The organism is Aliiroseovarius crassostreae (genome assembly GCF_001307765.1).
Taxonomy (GTDB): domain Bacteria; phylum Pseudomonadota; class Alphaproteobacteria; order Rhodobacterales; family Rhodobacteraceae; genus Aliiroseovarius; species Aliiroseovarius crassostreae.
This window is the reverse complement of the sequence record NZ_LKBA01000004.1, coordinates 384,877-408,039: the sequence shown is the minus strand read 5'-3', so window position 1 is coordinate 408,039 and position 23,163 is coordinate 384,877. Positions and strand designations below refer to the sequence as shown.

Genomic DNA, 23,163 nt, shown 5'->3' with positions numbered 1-23,163 from the left:
TCCCCCTTAGCGGTCTTTCGGGTCCAGCGCGTCACGCAGACCGTCACCGATGAAGAAGAAACAGAAGATGGTGATCACAAAGAAAGTCAGCGGGAAACCCAGCTGCCAAAGCGTGCCATAGTTCATGCTTTTCACCCCTTCCGAGATCAGAGCACCCCAAGAGGTCAGCGGCTCTTGCACGCCAAGACCCAGGAACGAGATGAAGCTTTCGGTCAGGATCATCTGCGGCACCAGAAGCGTGGCATAGACCACCACAACCCCCAGAAGATTGGGGACGATATGGCGGAAAATGATCTGCCAGGTGGGCACACCGATCGCCACGGCCGCTTCGACGAATTCGCGGTTCTTGATGGAAAGCGTCTGGCCGCGCACGATGCGGCTCATGTCCAGCCAGGCGGTCAGGCCGATGCCGACAAAAATCATGGTGATCGAACGACCGGCGACAACCAAGAGCAGGATCAGCACAAACATGTAGGGGATCGACATGAAGATATCGACGAGGCGCATCATGATGCTGTCGGTGCGTCCGCCGATAAACCCGGCAGTGGCGCCGTAAACCGTGCCAACGATCACTGCCACAAAAGCGCCAACGACCCCCACGGCCAGCGAAATGCGCGAGCCTTGGACCACACGGTTATAGAGGTCACGACCGTTTTCATCAAAGCCAAAGAAGTGGCCGTTTTCCAGCGACGGCCGTCCGGCCTCTTTCACATTCCCCAGCACATCCCAGTCGATGGTTTCAATGTCAAATACGCTGATCGAATGGCCGAAGATCGAAAAGAGAAACACCAGCAGCAGCACGAGGACCGAAGTCATCGCGGCCTTGTTGGCCATGAAGCGGCGGCGGGCATCGGTCCAGGGCGAGCGGCCCTGCACGTCTTCTTGCACCATGCGGTCGGCCATTTCTGCGGTCTTGGCCTGCGTAAAGGGTTGAACGAGCTTGTCAGTCATATCTCCACCCTCACAGCCGGATTTTCGGGTCGATCCAAGCGTACAGGATGTCGACCACCATGTTGAACAGGATCGTCATTGAGCCCAGAAGGATCGTCAGGCCCATCATCACCGCATAATCGCGGTTGAAGGCCGAGTTGACGTAGAAATAGCCGATGCCGCCGGTCCCGAAGATCGCATCAATGATGAACGACCCGGTGACCATGCCCACAAAGGCCGGCCCGAGATAGGAAATCACCGGAAGCAGCGCCGGTTTCAGCGCGTGACGGAAGATGATGGTGCGATCCGGCAGGCCCTTGGCGCGGGCGGTGCGGATGAAGTTCGACCGCAGCACCTCCAGCATCGACGAGCGGGTCAGGCGGGCAATCGACGCCATGTAAGAGGTCGACAGCGCAATCACCGGCATGATGATGTTTTCCCACTGGCCGCCATTCCAGCCGCCACCGGGCAGCCAGCCCAGCCAGAGTGTGAAAATCAGAATGAGGATCGGCGCCATCACGAAGTTCGGCAGCACCTGCGCGCCGATGGTCACCCCCACGGCGAAATAATCAAGCCAGCTGTTTTGCCGAATGGCGGCCGCCATGCCCAGAATGCCGCCGACAATGATCGCCAGCACAAAAGAGATGATCCCGTAGGTCAGCGTGACCGGGAACCCCTGTGCGATGATATCATTGACCGAACGGTCCTTGTATTTATAGCTCGGGCCAAAGTCGAACTGGGTCACGATGCCCACGACATAATCCCATAGCTGTTTGTAAACCGGTTGGTCGAGCCCGTATTTGGCCTCGATATTGGCAAGCACCTGCGCGGGCAAGGGCCGTTCGGAAGTGAACGGGCCGCCCGGGGCGGTCTGCATCAGCCAGAAACTGGCGATCAAGAGAATGATCAGTGTCGGGATCGCAACAGCGACCCTGCGTAAGATGAAGTTAAACATCCTGTCCCCATGTAACAGCGACGCGCAGCGTGCCTTGATGAAGGTCAAGCGCGGCCTCAACTGTCCTCAAAAGTGATCACACAGGGCTGTCCCACCCCGATGCCTCACCAGAAATTTGCGGATTGACCGCCCTGCCACGGCGTTCCTTTGCAGATTTACAAAGGGCCGACGCATCAGATCGCGGGCATGTGTCAGATTCTCAAGGGTTGTTCAAGCTCTGATCCGCAAAGGGAGAGGGCATTGCCCGGGATCACCCCGGGCAATGCCCCCGTTTGGTCAGAGCGTTACTCGGCCACCTTGTAAAGATCTTTCGAGTACCAGTTCTGTTCCACGTTCTTCACCGGCCAGCTGCCGGCAATCGACGATTTCAACATGTAGTCTTCGGTATAGTGATAGATCGGGATCAGCGGCATATCGGCGGCAATGATCTCTTCCACCTTGGTATAGTTGGGCTGCGGGTTATCCATGGTTTTCGCGCCTTTCAACAGCGCATCCACCTCAGCGTTGCTGTATTTGGCATCGTTGTAACCGGAACCCGACTGCACCAGATCCAGGAAGGTCGAGGCTTCGTTGTAATCCCCGCACCAGCCAGCCCGGGCGATTTCATAGTTCTGTTCGCCACGGGTATTCAGGAAGGTTTTCCATTCCTGATTTTCCAGAGAAACATTCACGCCCAGCGCCTGCTTCCACATTTGCGACACGGCAATGGCTGTTTTCTTATGAGCCTCATCCGTGTTGTAGATCAGGGTCAGGCTCAACGGGTTATCTTTGCCATACCCTGCTTCGGCCATCAGTTCAGCCGCCTTTGCGTTGCGCTCAGCTTGGGTCCAGGTGGCGTATTCCACTGTAGGCACTTCAAACCCTGCCGTCGTCCCGGGGGTAAATGTATATGCCGGTGTCTGACCAGCTTGCAAAACCTTATCGACGATAATGTCACGGTTGATCGCGTAGGACAGGGCCTGACGCACACGCACATCTTTCAGGAATTCCGGCGCATTCTCCGACACGTTGATCGTGTAGTAGTAAGAACATAGACGCGGGAACACCACGGCTTCTTTCGGATGAGACTGCGACAGGGCCGGATATTGCCCGGCCGGGATCTCGGTGCGGTCCAGCTCACCTGCCATATAGCGGGTCAGGGCCACGTTTTCATCATTGATCACCAGGGCAACAGTCTTGTCGATGATGGTGTTTTCATTGTCCCAATACATCTCGTTGCGCTCACGCACCGAGCGTTCATTGGCGACATGTTCGGTCAGCTTGTAAGCACCGTTCACCACGATATTTTCCGGCTTGATCCAGTCGGCACCGTGTTTCTCGATTGCCCATTTCGGCGCCGGGAAGGTCGAGGTGTGGGTGGTGGTCAGCGCGAAATAGGGCAGCGAGCTTTCCAGCGTCACTTCCAGCGTGTGGTCGTCAATCGCCTTCACGCCCAGATCTTCCAGCGGCGCCTCACCTGCCATCACGGGGCCCGCATTTTTCAGGTTCATCACCTCGACATACCACTGGTACTCGGACGCGGTGGCCGGGTCAGCCAGACGGCGCCAGGCATAGACGAAATCACCGGCAGTGACCGGGGTGCCATCAGACCATTTGGCATTGTCACGCAGGGTAAAGGTGTAAACGGTCTTGTCTTCGTTTGTGGTGAACCCCGTGGCCACACCGGGCACCAGGTTGCCATCTTTGTCCTGATTATAAAGGCCTTCGAACAGATCGCGCACGATCTCGGACCCGGTCACGTCTTCCACGATCTGCGGATCAACCGAGGTATGCTCGTCCAGAACGCGATAGGTGAAGGTCTGGTCATCAGCCAGCTTCTCGCCGGTCACCGGATGGGTGCCTGCAGCCAATGCCGGGCTGGCCAGCGCAAAGGCCGAGCCAAGCAGTGCAGCTTTGATGGTAAAGGTCATGTGGTGTCTCCCAATATCAGTTTCGATGCAGCTCGTGGTCGGTGTTGCACAGGGCGTCTTGCACCGGTTGCGCCTTCCTCCCGCCACCCGAGATACGCGTCTCGGAAGAACATGCAGATGGGGCATCCTAAGCGGACAATGTTATCGGAAACAACTCTTTCCCGAACGACAAGCTATCTGCCATCTTGTTCGGTCAATTCGCGCGAATTGCTCCATGATCCAAGTCAAACTGACGCCTGGTTCGGCACAACTATCTGCCTTGATCGTGATATTTTTTACCATTCGGTAAATCTTGCCATTTCCAATCCCCCATGTCACCCTTGGCGCGCAGGATTTTCGGCGGGATTTTCGGCAGGATTTCCCCGGATCTCCGCCCCGCAGGAACCACAACACCACAGATGACACCGACAGGTCACACAAAGGGATCAACCGTGCTTAGTGAACAACGGAACGACCAAAGGGGGGGCCATTCCGTGCCCCAGGGTCAGGCGCCAGCTCAGCTGCCCCAAATCGCCGACATTCGAAACCCGGGAATTCCCCTGGACATGGACTGGGTGCGCGGCGCCCAGGCCAACACTTCGGCCATTGAGCGTCGCTGCGCCACCTTGCCCGCACGGCGGTCGGTGAAAAAGGACCATCAGGCCGCATGGCTTTTGAAGGCGATCAGCATGATCGACCTGACCACATTATCGGGGGATGACACCCCCGGACGCGTGCGACGCCTGGTGGCAAAAGCAGTTCAGCCCGTGCGCCCGGATCTGTTGCAAGCCCTTGATATGGAAGGGCTGACCACCGGTGCCGTCTGTGTCTATCACGACATGATCGAACCGGCTGTGGCGACGCTCGACCAGCTGGGTGCCACCTTGCCGATCGCCGCGGTATCCACCGGCTTTCCTGCAGGCCTGTCCCCGTTCCATCTGCGTCTGGAAGAGATCCGCGAAAGCGTGCGCGCAGGTGCAACCGAGATCGACATCGTGATCTCGCGCAGGCATGTTCTGACCGGCGACTGGCAAGCCTTGTATGACGAAATGAAGGCCTTCCGCGACGCTTGCGGCGAGGCCCATGTGAAAGCCATTCTCGCAACCGGAGAGCTGGGGTCCCTGCGCAATGTCGCCCGCGCCTCCCTCGTGTGCATGATGGCCGGGGCCGACTTCATCAAGACCTCCACCGGCAAGGAAAGCGTGAACGCCACCCTGCCCGTCTCTCTGGTGATGATTCGCGCGATCCGGGACTATTATGATCGCACCGGATATCGTGTCGGATACAAACCTGCGGGCGGGATTTCCAAGGCCAAGGACGCGATCACCTATCTCGCGCTGATCAAGGAAGAACTGGGCGACGCGTGGCTTACCCCACATCTGTTCCGCTTCGGGGCCTCCTCTCTGCTGGGCGACATCGAACGCCAGCTTGAACACCATCTGACCGGCCACTACTCCGCCGGATATCGTCATCCGATTGGATAAGATCATGACAGTGAAAGAAATTTTCGAAACCATGGACTATGGCCTCGCCCCTGAAAGCGCCAAGGAAGCCCACAGCTGGATCGCGGAAAACGCCCCCTTTGGCCTCTATATCAACGGCAAGATGACCACCGCTGGCAACAGCTTTGCCTCCAACAACCCTGCCAATGGCGAAGAACTGGCGCAGATCACCCAGGCCAGCGCCGATGACGTGGACGCAGCCGTCACCGCCGCGCGCAAAGCACAAGCGAAATGGGCTGCCCTGCCCGGCCATGCCCGCGCCAAATACCTCTACGCGCTGGCGCGCCTTGTGCAAAAACATGCGCGGTTATTTGCCGTTCTGGAAACGCTCGACAATGGCAAACCGATCCGGGAATCACGGGATGTCGATATCCCGCTCGTCGCGCGCCATTTCTATTACCACGCGGGCATGGCGCAGCTGCAGGATGCCGAACTGCCCGACCGCGAGGCCCTTGGCGTCTGCGGTCAGATCATTCCGTGGAACTTCCCGCTTTTGATGCTGGCCTGGAAAGTGGCCCCGGCAATTGCGATGGGCAACACGGTGGTGTTGAAACCTGCCGAATACACCTCGCTGACCGCGCTCCTCTTTGCGCAGATCTGTGATGAGGCCGGCCTGCCCAAAGGGGTTGTGAACATCGTGACCGGTGACGGGCGCGTGGGTGAAGCCATCACCAGCCACGACGGCATCGACAAAATCGCCTTCACCGGCTCCACCGATGTCGGCCGCGTGATCCGCCGCGCCACCGCAGGCAGCGGCAAGTCGCTCACGCTCGAACTGGGGGGCAAATCACCTTACATCGTGTTTGACGACACCGACATTGATTCAGCAGTCGAGGGGCTGGTCGATGCGATCTGGTTCAACCAGGGCCAGGTCTGCTGTGCAGGCTCGCGCCTGTTGGTGCAGGAAGGCATTGCGGACAGGTTCTATACCAAGCTCAAGGCACGCATGGCCAAGCTCCGCGTGGGCGACCCGATGGACAAGAGCATCGATGTGGGGGCCGTGGTCGATCCGGTGCAGCTGCAGACAGTGACCACGCTGGTAGAGGCCGGCAAGCACGAGGGCGAGGTCTACCACGCCCCCTGTGATCTGCCCGCAAATGGCTGTTATTACCCGCCCACGCTGATCACCGGCATGTCACCCGCCGCAACCCTGATGCAGGAAGAAATCTTCGGTCCGGTTCTGGTCGCCACCACCTTCCGCACCCCCGCCGAAGCGGTGGACGTGGCAAACAACACCCGCTATGGCCTCGCGGCCACCGTCTGGACCGAAAACGTGAACCTTGCCCTGGACATTGCACCAAAACTGGTCGCCGGTGTGGTCTGGGTCAATGGCACCAATATGTTCGACGCAGCCGCCGGTTTCGGCGGTGTGCGCGAAAGCGGGTTTGGGCGCGAAGGTGGTTGGGAAGGGCTGTTGGCCTATACCAAGCCCAAAGGCACCACCACGGCGCTGAAACCCATTGCCGCCGAGACGGCGCCAAAAGACGCGAAGGTAGACACGCTGGACCGCACCGCAAAATTCTATGTGGGCGGCAAACAGACCCGCCCGGATGGCGGATATTCCCAAGCTGTCTGGTCACCCAAAGGCACGCTTCTGGGCCATGTGGGGATCGCCAACCGCAAGGACGTGCGCAACGCCGTCGAGGCCGCCCATGCGGCCAAGGGCTGGGCCAAATCCACCGCCCATCTGCGCGCCCAGATCCTTTACTATATCGGCGAAAACCTCTCGGCCCGTGCCGAAGAATTCGCGGCCAGGATCGACGCCATGACAGGTGGGAAATCCGGCGCAAAAGAAGTAGAGGCCGCGGTGAGCCGCCTCTTCACCTATGCTGCCTGGGCCGACAAGTATGACGGGGCCGCCAAGCCGGTGCCAATGCGGGGCGTGGCCCTGGCCATGCACGAACCCGTTGGCGTGATCGGTGGCTTCTGCCCGGACGAAACCCCGCTGCTGGGGCTCGTCTCTCTGATGGCCCCGGCCATTGCCATGGGCAACCGCGTGGTTCTGGTGGCATCCGAACCCTACCCGCTTGCCGCCACCGATTTCTATCAGGTGCTGGAGACCTCCGACCTGCCCGCAGGGGTGGTGAATATCCTGACCGGGTCCCATGCCGACCTCGCCGCCCCGATGGCGGGTCACCTGAACCTCGATGCGGTCTGGGCCCAATCCGGCGTGGATATCTCGGCCATCGTCGAGATGGAAAGCGCGGGCAACCTGAAACGGACCTGGGTCAACAACGCCCGCGCCCGTGACTGGATGCAGGCCGAGGGCAAAGAGTTCCTCACCCATGCGACCGAGGTCAAAACCATCTGGGTGCCCTACGGGGAGTGATAGGAGGGCGACACGTCCGCCCCTTTCTTCTTGGAAAAAATACTCTCGCCGAAGGCAAAAACCAAAAGCCCCGCAAGCGCGGGGCTTTTTCCTTTGCGTCCAGCAAAAGGATCACTTCCGGCCAAACCAGCGCCGCACCCGTCCACGCGCCTCATCCGCCTTGTCATCAATCAGATCCCATGTCTCTGAAACATCCTCCAGCGCGGGATCAATCGAGCGCTGGCGAAACTGTCGCCATAGCGCCCGCAGAAACAGCCACGCAATGATCAGGAACGAGAAGAAAAAGATGTTGAACCAGGGAATGATCCGCACATCCGGCCCGTCGATCGGCTCCAGCCCCACCGCATTCGGATAGATCGAGAAGAACCGGTTGCGCCAGCCATAATGGGTCATGATCGCCCAGTTCGCCCCATCCGCTTTCTGCGCAATGGCCGAGGCCTGCGCCTGCAGGTCCGAGCTGTCAAACTTGAAATAAGGCGGCCAGATCCAGCCCGTATCCTCGTTGCGATACACCATCACCTTTTCCGCCTCGCGCGGAATGAACCCCATCAGAAAGGTCTTGCGCTTGACGGTGTTGATCAACCGGATGTCCCGCGTGACCAGCTCATTTGTGCCGCTGTCTGATTGCGCAAAAAACGGCCGGTTGACCGAGGAGAAATCCATCCGGATGATCTCGGTTCCGGTCACCCGCACCACGTCATGCTGCGGCAGCACATACCAGAAAAGCAGGCCAAGCATGACCAGCACAACAGTTCGAAACACACGTTTCACGTTCTCCATCGGATCCCTCAATTCGAGTTGCGCACAACAAGCGCGATAATGACCAGCACGGTCGGAATGATATAGACCAGCCCGATCAGTTTGGGTCGGAATGAGCTGTGATAGGCGGCCATCCCGGCATCCAGAAACCCCTGCCGCTCCGGGCTGTCCGCATCATCGGGATACCCCTCGGCCCATTCGTTTTCCAGCCTCTCCAACCGAACGGAACGGGAATAGAGTGAGATCAGCCAATAGATCACGGTCAGGCCAAGATAGCCGAATATGATAAAGCGCAGAAATCCCATTATCTCCTCCCGCCTTTGCCGATGCTTCCCCAGGGACCAACCCGGTCGATCCGCCTGTCCACCCCCGCAGGTTTCTCTGCCCCGCCAGCTTTTGCACGGCTCCAGGGGTTTTGCGCAGGGCCCCATGGGGTCGGGCGCTCCTCCACCATGCGATCCTCACCGCCAAACAGTCGCTCCCGCGCACCCGCCTTATTGGCCATATAATCACGATGCAGGAACTCTGCCACAAATTCACGCTTTTCGTCGGGCCATGTGGCATAGGCGTCATAGAAGGCCTGCTTGTGACAGATAAAGAGCTGGCGCACATCCAGCGGGGCCAGCTCTGACAACAGCTGGTTGATCAGGTCGCGATCCGGGTGATCCGGGCGGGCCCGCAACGTATAGAAATACGAAGGGTGGCGGCTGTCGATCCGTGGCCATTTTCCCCCGGCTTCAGCCCAGCGCACCATGGCCGCAAGCCCGCGAAACGCCTCTGGCAAGCGGTCGCCCAGCCGGGTGGCCACCCGACGCAGGGCGCGCTCTGACATATCGCCAAGATCCATCCCCGCGCTGGTCGCCGCATCCACCAGCATGAACTGCATTTTCTGGTGCAGGATCCGCGCCCCATCCACACCCCGCGCCTTGACCACCGGCTCAACCAGATCATTGTGCTTGAGGAACGAAGCAATGCCGTTCACATCGGTCAGATCATAAACCCGGTCAATCATGGCCCCTTTCAGGGCCGCGCGATCCCCCGCCGTGATGATCGCGGGCGTCTGGGTGTCACGAAACACATAGACCCCGCCAAAATGGCTGGTCCAGAAATTGCCCTGCTCATATATGGGCGCGCCCAGATCCAGCGGCACGCGGGTCACGTCGCCAGTTTCGCGGGCCAGCTCAATCATCTCGTCAATCAGCTGATCATCATACCACGCGCCCTCAGCCGTCTGGAAATGATCAATCTTTTCAGCGAGTTTGCGCGCATTGGCCACATGGCTTTGCGTCGTATCCGCATTGATGGAAATCTTGCGGATCGCCAGCAGGTCGCGCATGTCCCCCACCGTATAAACCGAATTGTCGAGCTCCCCCGCCACCGCATCATGGGCGGTAAGCGCAAAGAGCTTGGCCTCATTTTCCGCCATGAACTGTTTCAAAATCCCCCGCGAGGTGGAGAAAGACGCATTGAGAAGCGGCGCCTTTTTCTGATCCACAGTGAGGATGATGAACTGCCGATTGCAGCCGCCCGGGTTGAGGTAAGCATCGTCCTGGAACGCCTCGCCCACCTCGGGCGAGAACCCGGAAATGTCGATGTGAAACTCAGTCAGATCGGTGCTGCGCCCGGTGAGCTTCAAAAGCGCCCGATTGTAGCGCGCAATCAACGCCGGGCTGTCCACCCGGATCAGATTGCCAAACATCAGGCCAAGGTTGATGAGGCGTTTCATCTCCCTCTCCTAGGCGACGGAGCATAGTCGCGCCTTAGAAGTAACGACATCGCTGAAGGCGGACGATTTCCTGAACCTTTGATTTTGGCAGCGATCATTTTTCCTTCTTCACGAAATTCCGCAAGACGATCTTGAACGCGCCCAATTTGACCTACGTTTAAGTTCACACGCAGAATTGTTCCGGGAAAGGAAGTCACGAAATTATTCTTCGTTTTAGGCGTCATACAAATCGCACTATTTCCGCTACAAATAACAAAGTTTCCACCATTCCGCGCAAGTCGATTTGTCATATACAGCCCATAGCCAGAGTTGAACCAATTTGAAGACCGCCTTGGTTCATGTGTTCGCCCCGAAACACTTGGAAGAAGTGCGCACTCCAGCGCATCTTTATCTTTTTCAAAGCGAAAATTCGGATTTCGCCCAAGCCCTTTTCGGACACCAATCCCAAAATCACATGCCGCAAATTCTACTTTGTTGCTTGTGGGCCAATATTGAGCACAATAGTAGATACTCGAGGTGTCACCATGCTCAAAGCTATTCCTAAAAACTTCGCGCAGAGAATATCCCAGAACATCGTAGAGATCTTGGTTTTCGTATTGATCGTGCGCTAGAACCAGTGCGATGCGATCAACCGAGCGCTGCAAAAGATCCTGCATTTCTTCGAACTCGTCGATGGGCTTTTCGACTAGGTCTTTTTCCTCCAGTTGAGTTATTGGAAGATAGCGAGAGTTGCCCGAGGCTTGCCCCATCATTTTTCCATGATCGAAGCCACACAAATCATAAAAGCCCATATGAGAAAGATATGGTAAGCTATCCCAATTATTAAATATAACCTGCAAATTTGGACACTTGTCTTTTAAATACTTGATCTTAGCGCCCAACAGCAACATAGCGAACGGGCCACAAAACACCTTATGTGGCATATCGATGATCAACCGATCATGTTGCGTGTAATAATCCAACTCCCTAGCAAAACTGAATAAGGTTGCCAAATCTGTCTTAGTTGGAAAGCTAATTCTGGCGTTAGGCATCTTTACTCACCTCAAAATTCTTGTTCTGCAGATACCGCCGTTTCGCCTCTTCCTGGCGACCAAAGTCGCGCACCATGTTTTCAATCGCCACCTCGTCGGATTTATCGGCGTAGCGAAACTCGCTGTCGGCGTAGCGGTTGATCTCCTGAATGACCATCTCCGTGGTGATCGGCACGCGCAGCTCGGCAATCATCGCCTTCTTCTCATCGTAGGGTTTGAACAGGAACATGTCAGGGTTTTCCATCCACTCATCCGGCAGTTCAAAATCCATCGCGCGCACCTTCACCGCGTCGGTAATGTTCTTGATCGCACGGCCGGTAAAGCGGGCATCCGCCTCCTGAATGGCCTTGAGATACGTACCCATCTTGGCAATGGTGTCCAGCTCACCAATCTGCCCATGCACCCGGTCAAACACGTTCAGCAAACCGGCCTCTTTCGGTCGGTTATGCGCGTCAAAACTCGCCGCCACCGCGCGTTTGATCTCTTGCGCCGCAAAGGCCTCATGCTCACCCAGCGGGATCGAGTGGTTCTTGCCCATCAGAAGGTTGAGGATGTCGATATAATCCTCACGCGTCTGCGGCCCGTCCACCAGAAACCGCGCTCCCGCCCGCTGGCGCAAAGCGTCATCCACATTCTCGGGATAGTTCGAAAACATGCCAAAGGTGCAATTGCCGCGCACCACGGTGTTGGCGCCGGCAAAGGCCTCCATGAACACGGCGGTCACTTCCTGCTGCCCCGCTGACGACTGCCGGTCGCCGCGCTTGCCCGCAATCTGGTCAATGTCATCAATCGTGCCAAAGCCAATCACCTGTGGATCGAGCACATTCTGGATAAACGCCTTGGCATTCTGCCCCGACTTGCCCTGATAGCTGTCGATATTGTCGATGCCGAAATTCTGATAGCGGAACGGATAGCCCGCCACCTGGCAATACTCGTTCACCAGCCCCGCCATCATCTGGATCAGAGTGGTCTTACCCGTCCCCGGCGCACCATCGCCCATGAAGGTGAAGATGAACCCGCCCAGTTCGGCAAAGGGGTTCAGTTTTCGCTCGAAATCATAAGCCATCAGCATTTTCGATAGCTTCATTGCCTGATACTTGGCGATATGGTTGCCCACCACCTCGTTCGGTTTCTTGAACGCCATGGTCAGCCGGCTGCCCTTGGCCGCACGCGCAGGCGTGAAGCCGGAAATCGTCAGGTCATCCGCCTCAACCCGGTAATTCACCCCCGTAAACGCCGCCAGTTGCCCAGCGTTTTGCGCCCTCAACGCGACCTTTTCCATCAGCTGCTCGGCAAAGGCCAGAACGGTGGCAACCAGCTTTTCGTCACTGTCTGAAAAGGCCGCCAGATCCTGATCCAACTCCCACAGCGCACCATTCAGCGCAAGCGGAGCATTGTCGGTCAGCACCTCATCAACCGCACCGATTTCAACCGAAACCTCCGACCCGTGCGGCGCCAACAAAAACGCCGTGGCATTGGCAAAGACATGTAATACAGCAAGGCTCTCCGCGGCCAAAAGCTCGGCAAACGCCGCCTTCTTGTCCGCCCCCAACGCGCCCTGCAGATTGGCCCGTTTCAACGCGGCCAGCTCCGTCACCTCGGCAAACCCTTCCCCCACTGCCAGAGCAATCGCAATCGCCCGGCGCAAGGCATGCAACACCGTCGCCTGCTTCGGGGACACCAACGGGTCGTCCCCGTCCGCGCCCTCGATCCGCGCCACCAGATGCACCCCTTCAGGCCGCGCCGTCGATCGCGTCACCAAACCCGGCGTGGTGGATCGAAACCGCCGCCTTGTGCCAATCCCACTTGACCGCTCTGGCGCCGATGGCAGCTCTTTCGGCCGGGCAATGCGCGGCGTGTGATCAAGCCCCTCCAGCAGCCCGGCAGCTGCGGCGTAATGCGCCCGGATTTCTTCCTCGCGAAGCTCCATCAGATCAGCTGGCATCGACATAACTCTCTCCTCTCACTCCCCCTCTTCTTGGCAGAAATACTCCGGGGGTCTGGGGGCAGCGCCCCCAGCTTGATCAATCATCGGTAACTCAGAACCTGCCCACCCGGACGCACCACAAATTTCCGCACATCGCGAAAGCCCGGCGGGTTCTTTTCAGCAAGCACCTGAAAGGGGCGCTCCGGCAGAATAATCGCGCGTTCCATCCGGGTGGCCCCAAGGTCGGCCCCGCGTCCGACAAAGGGGTCAAGCTGAAACACCTCACGCTCCACGGTGCCGAACCAGCCCGACCGCTCTTCTTTCACCTCCCGGCTTTCCAACTCTTCCAGCGTCCAGGCCAGCGCCCAATCTTCGCCGGGTGGCGATTTTGCCTCGTCCAACACCTCACGCAGCGGGCCAATTTGGCGCGTGAACGTATGGCTGTACATCGGGCCAATATGAAACCGCCGCAGCCGTTTCGGGTGCAGGTTGTCAAAGTCGCGGTCAAACCCGGTGGCGATTGTCACCAGCTTCAGCCCCGCCATCGACTGCGCCATCAGATGCGCCCCCACCTGCGGCCAGCGTTCATCATCCTTGGGCAGCGCATATTTACCAGTGTCCTCGACCTCCATCAGATAGATGGTCGGCAGGTTCACCTCACTGTCATAGACCGCCCAATGCAGCAAATAATGACGCCGGGTGTGTCGCCCCTCACCTTCATTGCGACGCCAGATCACATCCGGGTGCATCTGCGGCCAGAAAAGCTGCCCCTTGGCCAGTTCTTCGTAATAAAGCCGCTGAGACAGGCTGTATTGCAGCTTAACGGGCTTGGTCAGCTCACCCACAATCTGGCTCACCATTTCGGATTTCAGTTTGTCGGTGGAGGGCAATCCCGCCAGATGCCCGGATGCCTGCGCCGCATCCGCCGCCATCTGCATGAGTTCCGCCGCGACCGGAAACCCGCTTTCAACCCGATCAAAGGTAAGCGCCTGCGCGGTTAGACCATTGGCCCCGCCCGAGAAATGATATTTGTTTGCCAGTGCCTTAAAGGTGAAACCCAGCTTGACGAGATATTCCGCCAAGACCTGAACCTCATCCCGCCCCATCCGCCCCTCGGCTTCCATCTGCCCTGCAACACGCGCAAGGTGACCGGTAATGGCGTCGAACTTGGCAAAGTAACGCCGGGTGATCGCCGTGTCGGTCAGTTCCGCATGGTCCCGCGGCGCAAAGCCAGCACTGGCCCGTTCGGTGGATTTGATTTCGTCAATCACGGATCACCTTTGCGTCTGAGGCCACCAACTTACTTCGAATTTTATGTGCAAATGATCCTTCCCCACCACTCAGCATCCAAGTTGTATCACTAAGCAAACCTTGATGTATGGCGTCCCTTAAACGCTTGAGAGGAGGCAACGGCAACAACAAAGAAACGAAACGAAAATAGTGCCAGAATATCCAAATACATATTGGGAACCAGATCGTGAACATTAACCAAAACGAAAATGCTGTTCCAACGGGCATAACAACCACGGAATAGAATAGAAGCCCTATCAGTTCCCAATTTATTGCAGTCTCGCTAACAAAGCTGACACTGACTAAAACTGCGGAAACAAGAAAGAATAGTACAAGCAACGACAAAAGCGCCAAGAAGAGTATTCGCCAAGTCGCTTTTGTCTGCTCTTTGCGCTTATTGCCCATACGCATTCTTGTCATGTTTCTCGACAATCGCCGCAAACCGGCGGGCAAAGCGCTCATCCGCCTTGGCCTTGGCTTCCAGCACCTCACGGGCAAAGACCATCTGATCTTCGTGGGCTTCCATCATGTCGGCCATACGCTGGTTCGTGGCCGTGCCTATCGCCGCCATCGCAGCCTGCGCTTCCTTGTCGGTTTCAACGCCAATTTCGTTGATCCTGTGCGCAATGTCCTGCTGCTGCGCGGTTTTCAGCGATTTGGTCAGCGCATCGTAAAGCACCACCCGCTGCTTGGTGTCTGTCTGCAGCTTGTTGATCAGCACCATCTGCGTGGCCGCCTGGTTTTGCAGAGAGTCGACCCAGGTCTTGCCCTTCTCGATATAACGCTCCAGCGTCTGCGACTTCGCCAGCTTCACCTGCTCGTCCTGAACCAAGGCATTGTATTGCTTGTTCAAATCGGCAAGTTCGGTTTCCAGAGCGGTGCGCGCGGCGGCGTCGACCTCATTGGCGATCTTGTTTTCCAGTTCGATGATTTTCGGATCCATACCGAGGATCTCAGCGCGCACGGTTTCCAGTTCCCCCACCGTGAATTCGCGCTCATCCAGCGTCTCGGTCAGGTTGCCTTCCACCTTACCCTTCTGCTCATTGAGCACATTCAGCTGCCCTTCCAGCAGGCGCACAATCGTGTCGGACTGGCCAATCAGCTCCTGCAGCTTGTCATCAATAGAGGCCGAGCGCAGACGTTCCTGCCGCATCGCCTCGGATTTTCCCTTGGCGAAAATCCCGATAAAACCTTCCCAGGCCGTCTTGGATCTAAGCTGTTCAAATTCCGAGCTAAATCCGGCGGTCACATCATCCAGCCCCATGATCAGCTCAGCAATATTCGCATTCATTGCCTCGGTATGCGCATGCACGTCATCCAGCGTCGCGTTCTCGATATCAATCGACACGTCCTCACCCGATTTCATCTTGGCGCGCGCGGCTTCGATCCGCGTGGTCAGCTCGGAAATCTTCGATTGCGCCTCAGCCACTTGTGCCTGGCTTTCCTTGAGCTGCGTTTCAAATTTGGACATGTGCCCTCCCGTCAATCTTTCCCATCTGTCGCCCCTTTTAAAATTGCATGGGGCGAAAGTTAATCAGCATAACATTCAGTTGGGTCGAGTGTAGCGCGATTTCAAGATCGGACCTAGGCAAAACGCACATCTTTAGGGGGAAATTCCGGCGTTCCGCCCCCCGCGTGCAACCCGTCCTCAATCCGTGCAAAACCATTGTGTGCCCCGAAGATCCCCCCTAACGTCTTGTCATGACCAACACCGCTGACACTCCGCTTTTGCAAGAAATCTCAGCCCGTCGGGAAGAGCTGATTTCCCTGACCCAGGACCTGATCCGCATCCCGACCCTGAACCCTCCCGGGCGCGATTATCGCCGTATTTGCAGTTACTTGGCGGAAAGGCTGGGCAAGCGGGGCTTCAAGATCGAGATGATCCGGGCGCAAGGCGCCCCCGGTGACAGCACCGCCTATCCGCGCTGGAATGTGATTGCCCGACACGAGGGGGGGGCACCCGGAGACTGCGTTCATTTCAACTCACATCACGACGTGGTTGAGGTGGGGCATGGCTGGACCAAAGACCCGTTTGGCGGTGCGCTCGAAAACGGACGGATCTATGGCCGCGGCGCCTGCGATATGAAGGGCGGATTGGCGGCCTCCATCATCGCGGCAGAGGTGTTTGTCGACCTGTACCCGGACCACGCGGGCGCCGTCGAAATCTCGGCCACGGCGGATGAGGAAAGCGGCGGCTATGGCGGGGTCGCGCACCTGGCCGAACAGGGCTATTTCGACCCCGATCGGGTCCAGCATGTGATCATCCCGGAACCCCTGAACAAGGACCGGATCTGCCTGGGCCATCGCGGTGTCTGGTGGGCCGAGATTGAAACCAAAGGCCGCATTGCCCATGGCTCAATGCCTTTCTTAGGGGACAGCGCAATCCGCCATATGGGCGCGGTGCTGGAAGAGATGGAACGCCACCTCTTTCCGCTGTTGGCCAGCAAACGCACCGACATGCCAGTGGTGCCCGAAGGGGCAAAGCAATCCACATTGAACATCAATTCAATTCATGGGGGCGAACCGGAACAAAACCCGGATTTCACTGGATTTCCAGCACCTTGCGTGGCCGACCGCTGCCGCATCGTGATTGATCGCCGCTTCCTGATCGAAGAGGATATCACTGAGGTAAAAGCCGAAATCCACCGGATGCTCGACAAGATCAAAGCGGAACGGCCCGCGTTTGAATACACGCTCACCGACATGCATGAGGTGATCCCGACCATGACCGATCAGGACGCGCCGGTGGTCAAATCCACCGCCGCCGCGATCGAAAAAGTGCTGGGGCAGCACCCCGCCTATGTGGTCAGCCCCGGCACCTATGATCAGAAACATATCGACCGCATCGGCCGGCTGAAAAACTGCATCGCCTACGGGCCGGGGATCCTCGATCTGGCACACCAGCCGGATGAATGGGTGGGGGTCGATGACATGGTGGACAGTGCGGGCGTCATGGCCCTCGTGCTCGCGGAGCTGCTGTTGTGAAAGTTTAAAGTTTTCACCCTCGGAAAATCGAAAATTTAAACTTTCACGCGCCCGAAAAGTAAAAGTTTAAAGTTTTACAGCCCACAAATCCTGCGCTCACGCCGCCAAGATCCGCCACTCTCCGGCTTCATTTTTTCTGGTCAAAAATATCCCGGGGTGAGCGAGCTTGCCTCGCGAGGGGCAGAGCCCCTCATCGCGACGCGCAGCGGCGCAACCCATAATGTCCGAGCAACGCGAGGCCATTAGAAGCACCGGGTCGCAGGCGAGGCCCCGGCCCCGCCGATCCCATCACACCGCGATGTTATCAATCAGCCGAACATCCCCCAGCATCGCCGCCGCCAGCAGGCGGGTGGGACGGCTGAGGTCGGTGACCGGCGTCAGCGTTTCGGCATCACGCAGTTCCAGATATTCCACCGCGCTGTAGCCCGCATTTTCGATCTGCTGCTTTGCGCTGTCCAGCACCACGCGGATCTCGGCCCCGTTGCGAATCGCTTGCGCCGCCCGGTCCATCTCGCGCTTCATCGCCGGGGCAATCGCGCGCTCCTCGGGGGTGAGCCGCACATTGCGCGACGACATGGCCAGCCCATCCTCTTCGCGCACCGTCGGACAGCCCACCACCTCGGTTTCGATATCCAGATCCTGCGACAGGCGGGTGACCAGAAGAAGCTGTTGATAATCCTTCTGCCCGAAATAGGCGACATCCGCACGCGATTGCAAAAACAGTTTTGACACCACGGTTGCCACACCGTCGAAATGGCCGGGGCGATGGGCGCCTTCCAGATCTTCGGTCAGGCCGGAAACCCGCACATTGGTCGCAAACCCGTCAGGGTAGATCTGGTCAGGCGTGGGCACATAAAGCGCGTCGATCCCATAAGGGGCAAGCTTGGCCGCGTCTTCCATTTCGGTGCGCGGATATTTGTCCAGATCATCGGGATTGTTGAACTGTTTCGGGTTTACAAAGATCGTCACGATCACCCGGTCTGCGCCTTTTTTGGCAGCTTCAACCAGCGACAGATGCCCTGCATGAAGCGCGCCCATGGTCGGCACCACCGCCACTTTTTCTCCGGCAAAAATCCACTTGCGACGCAGGGCGCGCAGCTCATCCTTGCGGCGCAGCAAGGGTACACCAGCGATCATATCAGCGTTCATTTCTGCGGCACCTCGTCAGCAAAGACATGTTCCGGCGCGGGGAAGATCCGCGCGCGCACTTCGGCGGCGTATGCCTTGATCGCCTCTTCCCCGTCAACGCCCAAAGTGCCGAAACGTTTGACGAATTTGGGTTTGAAGGCGGTGAACAGCCCCAGCATGTCGTCCACGACAAGCACCTGCCCGTCGCACCCGGCAGAGGCGCCGATACCGATGGTCGGGATCGACAGCGCCTCCGTGATCTCATCCGACAGGCCCTTTGGGGTCTTTTCCAGCACCACGGAAAAGGCGCCGGCCTTTTCCACCGCGCGCGCATCCGCCATGACGCGGTCACGGTCTTCGCCGCGGCCCTGCACCTTGTAGCCACCCAGCGTATTGATCGCCTGCGGTGTGAGGCCGATATGGGCCATCACCGGAATGGACCGCGAGGTGAGAAAGGCAATGGTTTCGGCCATGGTCACGCCCCCCTCGAGCTTCACCGCATCCGCGCCGGTTTCGCGCATGATCGTTGCTGCATTGCGAAACGCCTGTTCGGGGCTTTCTTCGTAAGACCCAAACGGCATGTCGATCACCAGCATCGGGCGGGTGAGCCCCCGGCGCACGGCGGCGCCATGCAGGCACATCATCTCCATCGTGACACCCAGCGTATCAGGCAACCCGTGCAGCACCATGCCCAGGCTGTCCCCAACCAAAACCACATCCACATGGTCGTTCATCATCTGCGCCATCGGCGTGGTGTAAGCCGTCAGAGTGACAATGGGCGCACCACCTTTCATGGCGCGAATGTCAGACGGCGTCAGGGCCGTTTGGTGGCTGCTGGCGGACATATATCCCCTCCCCGGAACAAGACACGCGGGGTCATCGCCCCACATTCGGCGCAATATACATGCTGCATCGCAGAAAATCAAAGGTCTGGTTTGCGCACAGCTCCCCCTTGCCATGCCCCCACCCCTTCGCGTTTCATGGGGGCAACAGTGACAGTCCACAAAGGAGGACAGCCATGAGTTTTCGCAAATCCACCCTTTTCGCCGCCCCTTGCGTTTTGGCCCTGATGGCGGGCACGGCGCTTGCGGGCAATGACACGATCAGTCTCGGCATGGTGCTCGAGCCCCCCAACCTCGACCCGACCAGCGGTGCGGCCGCGGCCATTGACGAGGTGGTCTATGCCAATCTGTTCGAAGGGCTGACACGGTTTGGCCCGGATGGGTCGGTGCGCCCCGGCCTGGCCGAAAGCTGGGAGGTGAGCGAAGACGGCATGGTCTATACGTTCAAACTCCGGCCCGATGTGCGCTTTCACGATGGCAGTGAGATGAACGCGGATGACGTGGTTTTCACACTGGATCGTGCCCGCGCCGAAGACAGCACCAACGCGCAGAAGGCCCTGTTTGCCGGTATTGAAAGCGTGGCGGCGCTGGATCCGCTGACGGTTCAGGTGACGCTGGCCAAACCCAATGGCAACTTTCCCTTCAACATGGCCTGGGGGGATGCGGTGATCGTCGCGCCGGAAAGCATCGGGCAGGCCGCCACCCACCCGGTCGGCACCGGCCCGTTCACCTTTGGCAACTGGGCCAAGGGCGATCACGTGACGCTTGAACGCAACCCGGATTACTGGGGCACGCAACCCGCGCTGGCCAAAGCCACGTTCAAATTCATCTCGGACCCGAACGCCGCCTTCGCCGCGATGATGGCAGGGGATGTGGACGCGTTTCCCAACTTCCCGGCCCCGGAAACACTCGCACAGTTCGAGGCAGACCCACGGTTCACCGTGATCGTCGGGTCAACCGAGGGCGAGACGATCCTGTCGACCAACAACAAGGCGCCCCTGCTGGATGACATCCGCATCCGCAAGGCCATTGCCCATGCCATCAACCGGCAAGACATCATCGACGGCGCGATGTTCGGCTATGGCACCCCGATCGGAACCCACTACGCCCCGCATCAACCCGCCTATGTGGACCTGACCGCGAACTCATCCTTCGACCCGGACCTGTCCAGGCAATTGCTGGCCGAAGCAGCCCCCGACGGGGTGAAACTGCGCCTGATGCTGCCCCCGCCGACCTATGCACGGCGCGGTGGCGAAATCATCGCCGCCCAGCTGCGCGCGGTGGGGATCGAAACCGAGATCACCAATCTCGAATGGGCGCAATGGATCGAACAGGTGTTCAAGGGCAAGGATTTCGACCTGACCATCGTCAGCCATACCGAACCCGCCGATATCGGCATCTATGCGCGGCCGGACTATTACTTCCAGTATGATCGCCCGGAGTTCCAGGAGCTGAACGCCAAACTCGACCTGACCTCAGACCCGGATCAGCGGGCAGGGCTGCTTGCCGAAATGCAACAGATCATCGCCGAGGATTACGTGAACGGATACCTGTTCCAACTGGCCAAAACCGGGGTGGCAAACGCCAAGATCCAGGGCTTGTGGGAAAACGCGCCGACCCAGGCCAATGACCTGACCGGGGTCAGCTGGGCCGAGTGATCGCAGGCCATTTTCAAGCAGACCATATTCAAACTGACGGGGCGGCAAGGGCGGCCCCGTTTTCCATTCTGGCGGACGCTGGGGGCTTTGCCCCCGAAGCGTTTCGGTTTTCACCTGAGACAAGGAAAAACCGAAACGCCGCAAGAGCTATCAATGTCATGGGCGCTTCGGAAGAAACATGTGCCTCAAGTTTCTCCCGAAACGCTTTAGGATATTTTTGGCAAGAGGAAGATGGCAGATACTCTTTTCCTCTTGCCGAAAATATCCCGGGGTGAGCGAGCTTGTCTCGCGAGGGGCAGCGCCCCTTTTGCCTGAGCCAGCGGCGCAGCCGGTGGCGAGGCATCAAGCGCACCTCAGGTGCCCCTTCTGGTCGGGCCGAGCGGGGGATGCCGAGATCAGGTGGGCGTGACGCCGGCCTGAGAACTGCGCCGTTTCAGCATCGCTTCGCGCCAGGTGATATAGCTAACCGCGGACATGATCATCGCGGCACCGGCGATCACCCATCCATCCACCGGTTCGTCAAAAAGCGCATATCCCATGATCACCGCCCAGATGATCTGCAGGAATGCCACCGGCTGGGTAACTGACACAGGGGCCTCGGCAAAGGCGCGCGACATGGCATAGTGACCGCCGGTGGCAAAGCCCGCCACCGCCACCAGCCAGGCCAGCTGTATCCCGCTGGGCGTGACCCAGACCATCCAGGCAAAGGGCGCCAGGGCCACGGTCACGGTCAGCGACATCATCGCCACCACCACCGCTGCCGAGGTGATCGACGACAGCCGCTTTGCAATCAGGTAGGACCCTCCCAGTCCGATTGCGGTAAAAATCATCGCAAGATGCCCCGGGCCAAGCTCTCGTACCCCCGGGCGCAGGATCACCAGAACGCCGAGGAAGGCCACCCCCACCGCACTCATCCGTCGCCACGAAACACTCTCCCCCAAGAAGAGGGCCGCCCCCAGCATGACGTAGATCGGGTTGAGGTAGTTCATCGCCGTCACCTCGGCCACGGTGATCTGGGTCATGGCGTAAAACCAGCACAGCACCGCCATCGTATGCACCACCGCCCGCGCCAGAAACAGGGTCCAGCTGCGCCGGTCAAACCGCGTCTGCGCGATGCGCCCCAGCGCGGGGGCCACGAAGATCAGCCCGAACAGAAAGCGCAAAAACGCAGCCTGGGTCGAGGGCAGGCTCTGCCCCACATGTTTCACCATTGCATTCATTGCCACAAACATCAGCCCTGCGGCCAGCATCCACAGGATGCCGGACAGGGCCCTGTTTTGCGGTCGGTTTTGTGCCGTATCGGGGGCGGGGCTGTTGCGCGTCATGGGGGGACATGATCGGATTGCACCCGGCTTGGCAAGGGAAACCCGTGCCGCCCGCCCCGCCGCCACACCATCCCGCGCCCCATCCCGCGCGCCCCGCGCAGTGGTGTGGCAATTTGCGGCCTGCCCCCGGCCGGTCCGGCCGCTATGTTTGCATCACCCCGCGCCGCCTGCGCGCAAAACCTGCCAACAGGAGCCCCCATGCGTCTGATGCCTATCCTCTTTACCGCGTTCACGCTCGCCACATCGCCACTCTGGGCTGAGGGCACCACGGATATCACCGAGCTGCGCAATGATGTCTGTTCGCATTGCCATGGCGCAGAGGGTGAGGCGTCGAGCCGGATGTATCCGCGCCTCGCCGCACAGAACCGCGACTATATCGAGAAACAGCTGCGCAATTTCCGCGACGGCACACGGGAAAGCGACATCATGAACGGCATGGCCGAAAACCTGTCGGACGCGCAGATCACGGCTCTGGCGCAATATTACTCGGCGCAGCCTGGGCTCAAACACCGGGTGCGCTCGTCGAAACAGGCGCTGGAGGCGGTTGGATATTACATTTATCACGAGGGCAATGAGTATACCAAAATCCCGCCCTGCGCCGATTGCCACGGGGAGTTTGCAGCAGGCGATGCCTCCCTGCCGCGTCTGGCCGGCCAGCACCGCTATTACGTGGTGGAACAGCTGATGGCGTTTGAGGATCGGTCGCGCACCAATGACAGTGCGATCATGCACTCGGTGGCCAAGAACCTGACCGAGCTGGAGATCAACGCCGTCGCGCTTTATGTCAGTGGTCTGGTCGAGGAGTGATCCGCCGCCGCGGCGTTTTCGCGGCGCATCTGGTCGAAAAACGGATTGCCTGCGGAGAGCGGGCTTCCTACAACGGACCC

19 protein-coding genes are annotated in these 23,163 nt (G+C 58.8%); 5 read left to right on the top strand and 14 right to left on the bottom strand.

Going from position 1 to position 23,163, the window contains the following annotated elements; all coding sequences use genetic code 11:
• Positions 1-6: 6 nt before the first annotated feature.
• The 3 genes from AKJ29_RS04145 to AKJ29_RS04135 all read right to left on the bottom strand — a co-directional run bounded on the left by AKJ29_RS04145 (position 7) and on the right by AKJ29_RS04135 (position 3,795).
• Positions 7-903, bottom strand: a complete 897-nt coding sequence (locus AKJ29_RS04145; RefSeq protein WP_055189006.1) for an ABC transporter permease subunit — start codon at positions 901-903, stop codon at positions 7-9.
• Between the two features lie 58 nt (positions 904-961).
• Positions 962-1,885 (bottom strand): oligopeptide ABC transporter permease OppB, encoded by a 924-nt coding sequence (oppB, locus tag AKJ29_RS04140; protein WP_055188197.1) that lies wholly within the window; start codon positions 1,883-1,885, stop codon positions 962-964.
• A gap of 284 nt (positions 1,886-2,169) precedes the next feature.
• A complete protein-coding gene (locus AKJ29_RS04135; protein ID WP_055188195.1) occupies positions 2,170-3,795 on the bottom strand; it encodes a peptide ABC transporter substrate-binding protein in 1,626 nt (541 codons plus the stop codon).
• A gap of 545 nt (positions 3,796-4,340) precedes the next feature.
• Between AKJ29_RS04135 and deoC the strand changes: the two genes are divergently transcribed.
• Together deoC and AKJ29_RS04125 are read left to right on the top strand one after the other, a co-directional pair.
• Entirely contained in the window at positions 4,341-5,258 is a 918-nt protein-coding gene (deoC, locus tag AKJ29_RS04130) for a deoxyribose-phosphate aldolase (protein WP_371732365.1), read from the top strand.
• A 4-nt stretch (positions 5,259-5,262) separates the two neighbouring features.
• Complete coding sequence (locus tag AKJ29_RS04125) at positions 5,263-7,605, top strand: aldehyde dehydrogenase family protein (protein ID WP_055188190.1); 2,343 nt, start codon at positions 5,263-5,265, stop codon at positions 7,603-7,605.
• Positions 7,606-7,716: 111 nt separating this feature from the next.
• Here the strand turns inward: AKJ29_RS04125 and AKJ29_RS04120 are convergent, their stop codons facing one another.
• From AKJ29_RS04120 to AKJ29_RS04085, 8 genes are all read right to left on the bottom strand, one after another.
• Positions 7,717-8,385, bottom strand: a complete 669-nt coding sequence (locus AKJ29_RS04120; protein WP_055188188.1) for a DUF1523 family protein — start codon at positions 8,383-8,385, stop codon at positions 7,717-7,719.
• 8 nt (positions 8,386-8,393) lie between these two features.
• Entirely contained in the window at positions 8,394-8,669 is a 276-nt protein-coding gene (locus AKJ29_RS04115; RefSeq protein WP_055188186.1) for a hypothetical protein, read from the bottom strand.
• Entirely contained in the window at positions 8,669-10,090 is a 1,422-nt protein-coding gene (locus tag AKJ29_RS04110) for a DUF6638 family protein (protein WP_055188184.1), read from the bottom strand. Before AKJ29_RS04110 ends, AKJ29_RS04115 begins: the two co-directional genes overlap by 1 nt.
• Positions 10,087-11,121: a hypothetical protein gene (locus tag AKJ29_RS04105; RefSeq protein WP_055188182.1), complete on the bottom strand. Its 1,035-nt coding sequence runs from the start codon at positions 11,119-11,121 to the stop codon at positions 10,087-10,089. The genes AKJ29_RS04110 and AKJ29_RS04105 overlap by 4 nt, the downstream gene beginning before the upstream one ends.
• A complete protein-coding gene (locus tag AKJ29_RS04100) occupies positions 11,114-13,072 on the bottom strand; it encodes an AAA family ATPase (protein WP_055188179.1) in 1,959 nt (652 codons plus the stop codon). Before AKJ29_RS04100 ends, AKJ29_RS04105 begins: the two co-directional genes overlap by 8 nt.
• A 77-nt stretch (positions 13,073-13,149) precedes the next feature.
• A complete protein-coding gene (locus tag AKJ29_RS04095) occupies positions 13,150-14,319 on the bottom strand; it encodes a hypothetical protein (protein WP_235477260.1) in 1,170 nt (389 codons plus the stop codon).
• On the bottom strand, positions 14,312-14,758 hold the full coding sequence (locus AKJ29_RS04090; RefSeq protein ID WP_152972426.1) for a hypothetical protein: 447 nt from the start codon (positions 14,756-14,758) through the stop codon (positions 14,312-14,314). The genes AKJ29_RS04095 and AKJ29_RS04090 overlap by 8 nt, the downstream gene beginning before the upstream one ends.
• Entirely contained in the window at positions 14,733-15,809 is a 1,077-nt protein-coding gene (locus AKJ29_RS04085) for a coiled-coil domain-containing protein (RefSeq protein ID WP_055188176.1), read from the bottom strand. The genes AKJ29_RS04090 and AKJ29_RS04085 overlap by 26 nt, the downstream gene beginning before the upstream one ends.
• 230 nt (positions 15,810-16,039) lie before the next feature.
• On the opposite strand from AKJ29_RS04085, the gene AKJ29_RS04080 reads away from it, so the two are divergent.
• On the top strand, positions 16,040-17,323 hold the full coding sequence (locus tag AKJ29_RS04080) for an acetylornithine deacetylase/succinyl-diaminopimelate desuccinylase family protein (RefSeq protein ID WP_055188174.1): 1,284 nt from the start codon (positions 16,040-16,042) through the stop codon (positions 17,321-17,323).
• A 288-nt stretch (positions 17,324-17,611) separates the two neighbouring features.
• On the opposite strand, the gene panC is transcribed toward AKJ29_RS04080, so the two are convergent.
• Both panC and panB read right to left on the bottom strand, forming a co-directional pair.
• Positions 17,612-18,472 carry a pantoate--beta-alanine ligase gene (gene panC, locus AKJ29_RS04075; protein WP_082392503.1) on the bottom strand — a complete coding sequence of 287 codons (861 nt, stop codon included), beginning with the start codon at positions 18,470-18,472 and terminating at the stop codon, positions 17,612-17,614.
• Complete coding sequence (gene panB / locus AKJ29_RS04070) at positions 18,469-19,296, bottom strand: 3-methyl-2-oxobutanoate hydroxymethyltransferase (RefSeq protein WP_055188172.1); 828 nt, start codon at positions 19,294-19,296, stop codon at positions 18,469-18,471. The genes panC and panB overlap by 4 nt, the downstream gene beginning before the upstream one ends.
• Before the next feature lie 173 nt (positions 19,297-19,469).
• Between panB and AKJ29_RS04065 the strand changes: the two genes are divergently transcribed.
• Entirely contained in the window at positions 19,470-20,951 is a 1,482-nt protein-coding gene (locus AKJ29_RS04065; RefSeq protein WP_055188170.1) for an ABC transporter substrate-binding protein, read from the top strand.
• Positions 20,952-21,346: 395 nt separating this feature from the next.
• On the opposite strand, the gene AKJ29_RS04060 is transcribed toward AKJ29_RS04065, so the two are convergent.
• Positions 21,347-22,276: a DMT family transporter gene (locus AKJ29_RS04060; RefSeq protein ID WP_055188168.1), complete on the bottom strand. Its 930-nt coding sequence runs from the start codon at positions 22,274-22,276 to the stop codon at positions 21,347-21,349.
• A gap of 198 nt (positions 22,277-22,474) precedes the next feature.
• Here AKJ29_RS04060 and AKJ29_RS04055 point away from each other — a divergent pair, with 198 nt between their 5' ends.
• Positions 22,475-23,083 (top strand): c-type cytochrome, encoded by a 609-nt coding sequence (locus AKJ29_RS04055; RefSeq protein ID WP_055188166.1) that lies wholly within the window; start codon positions 22,475-22,477, stop codon positions 23,081-23,083.
• Positions 23,084-23,163: the final 80 nt, after the last annotated feature.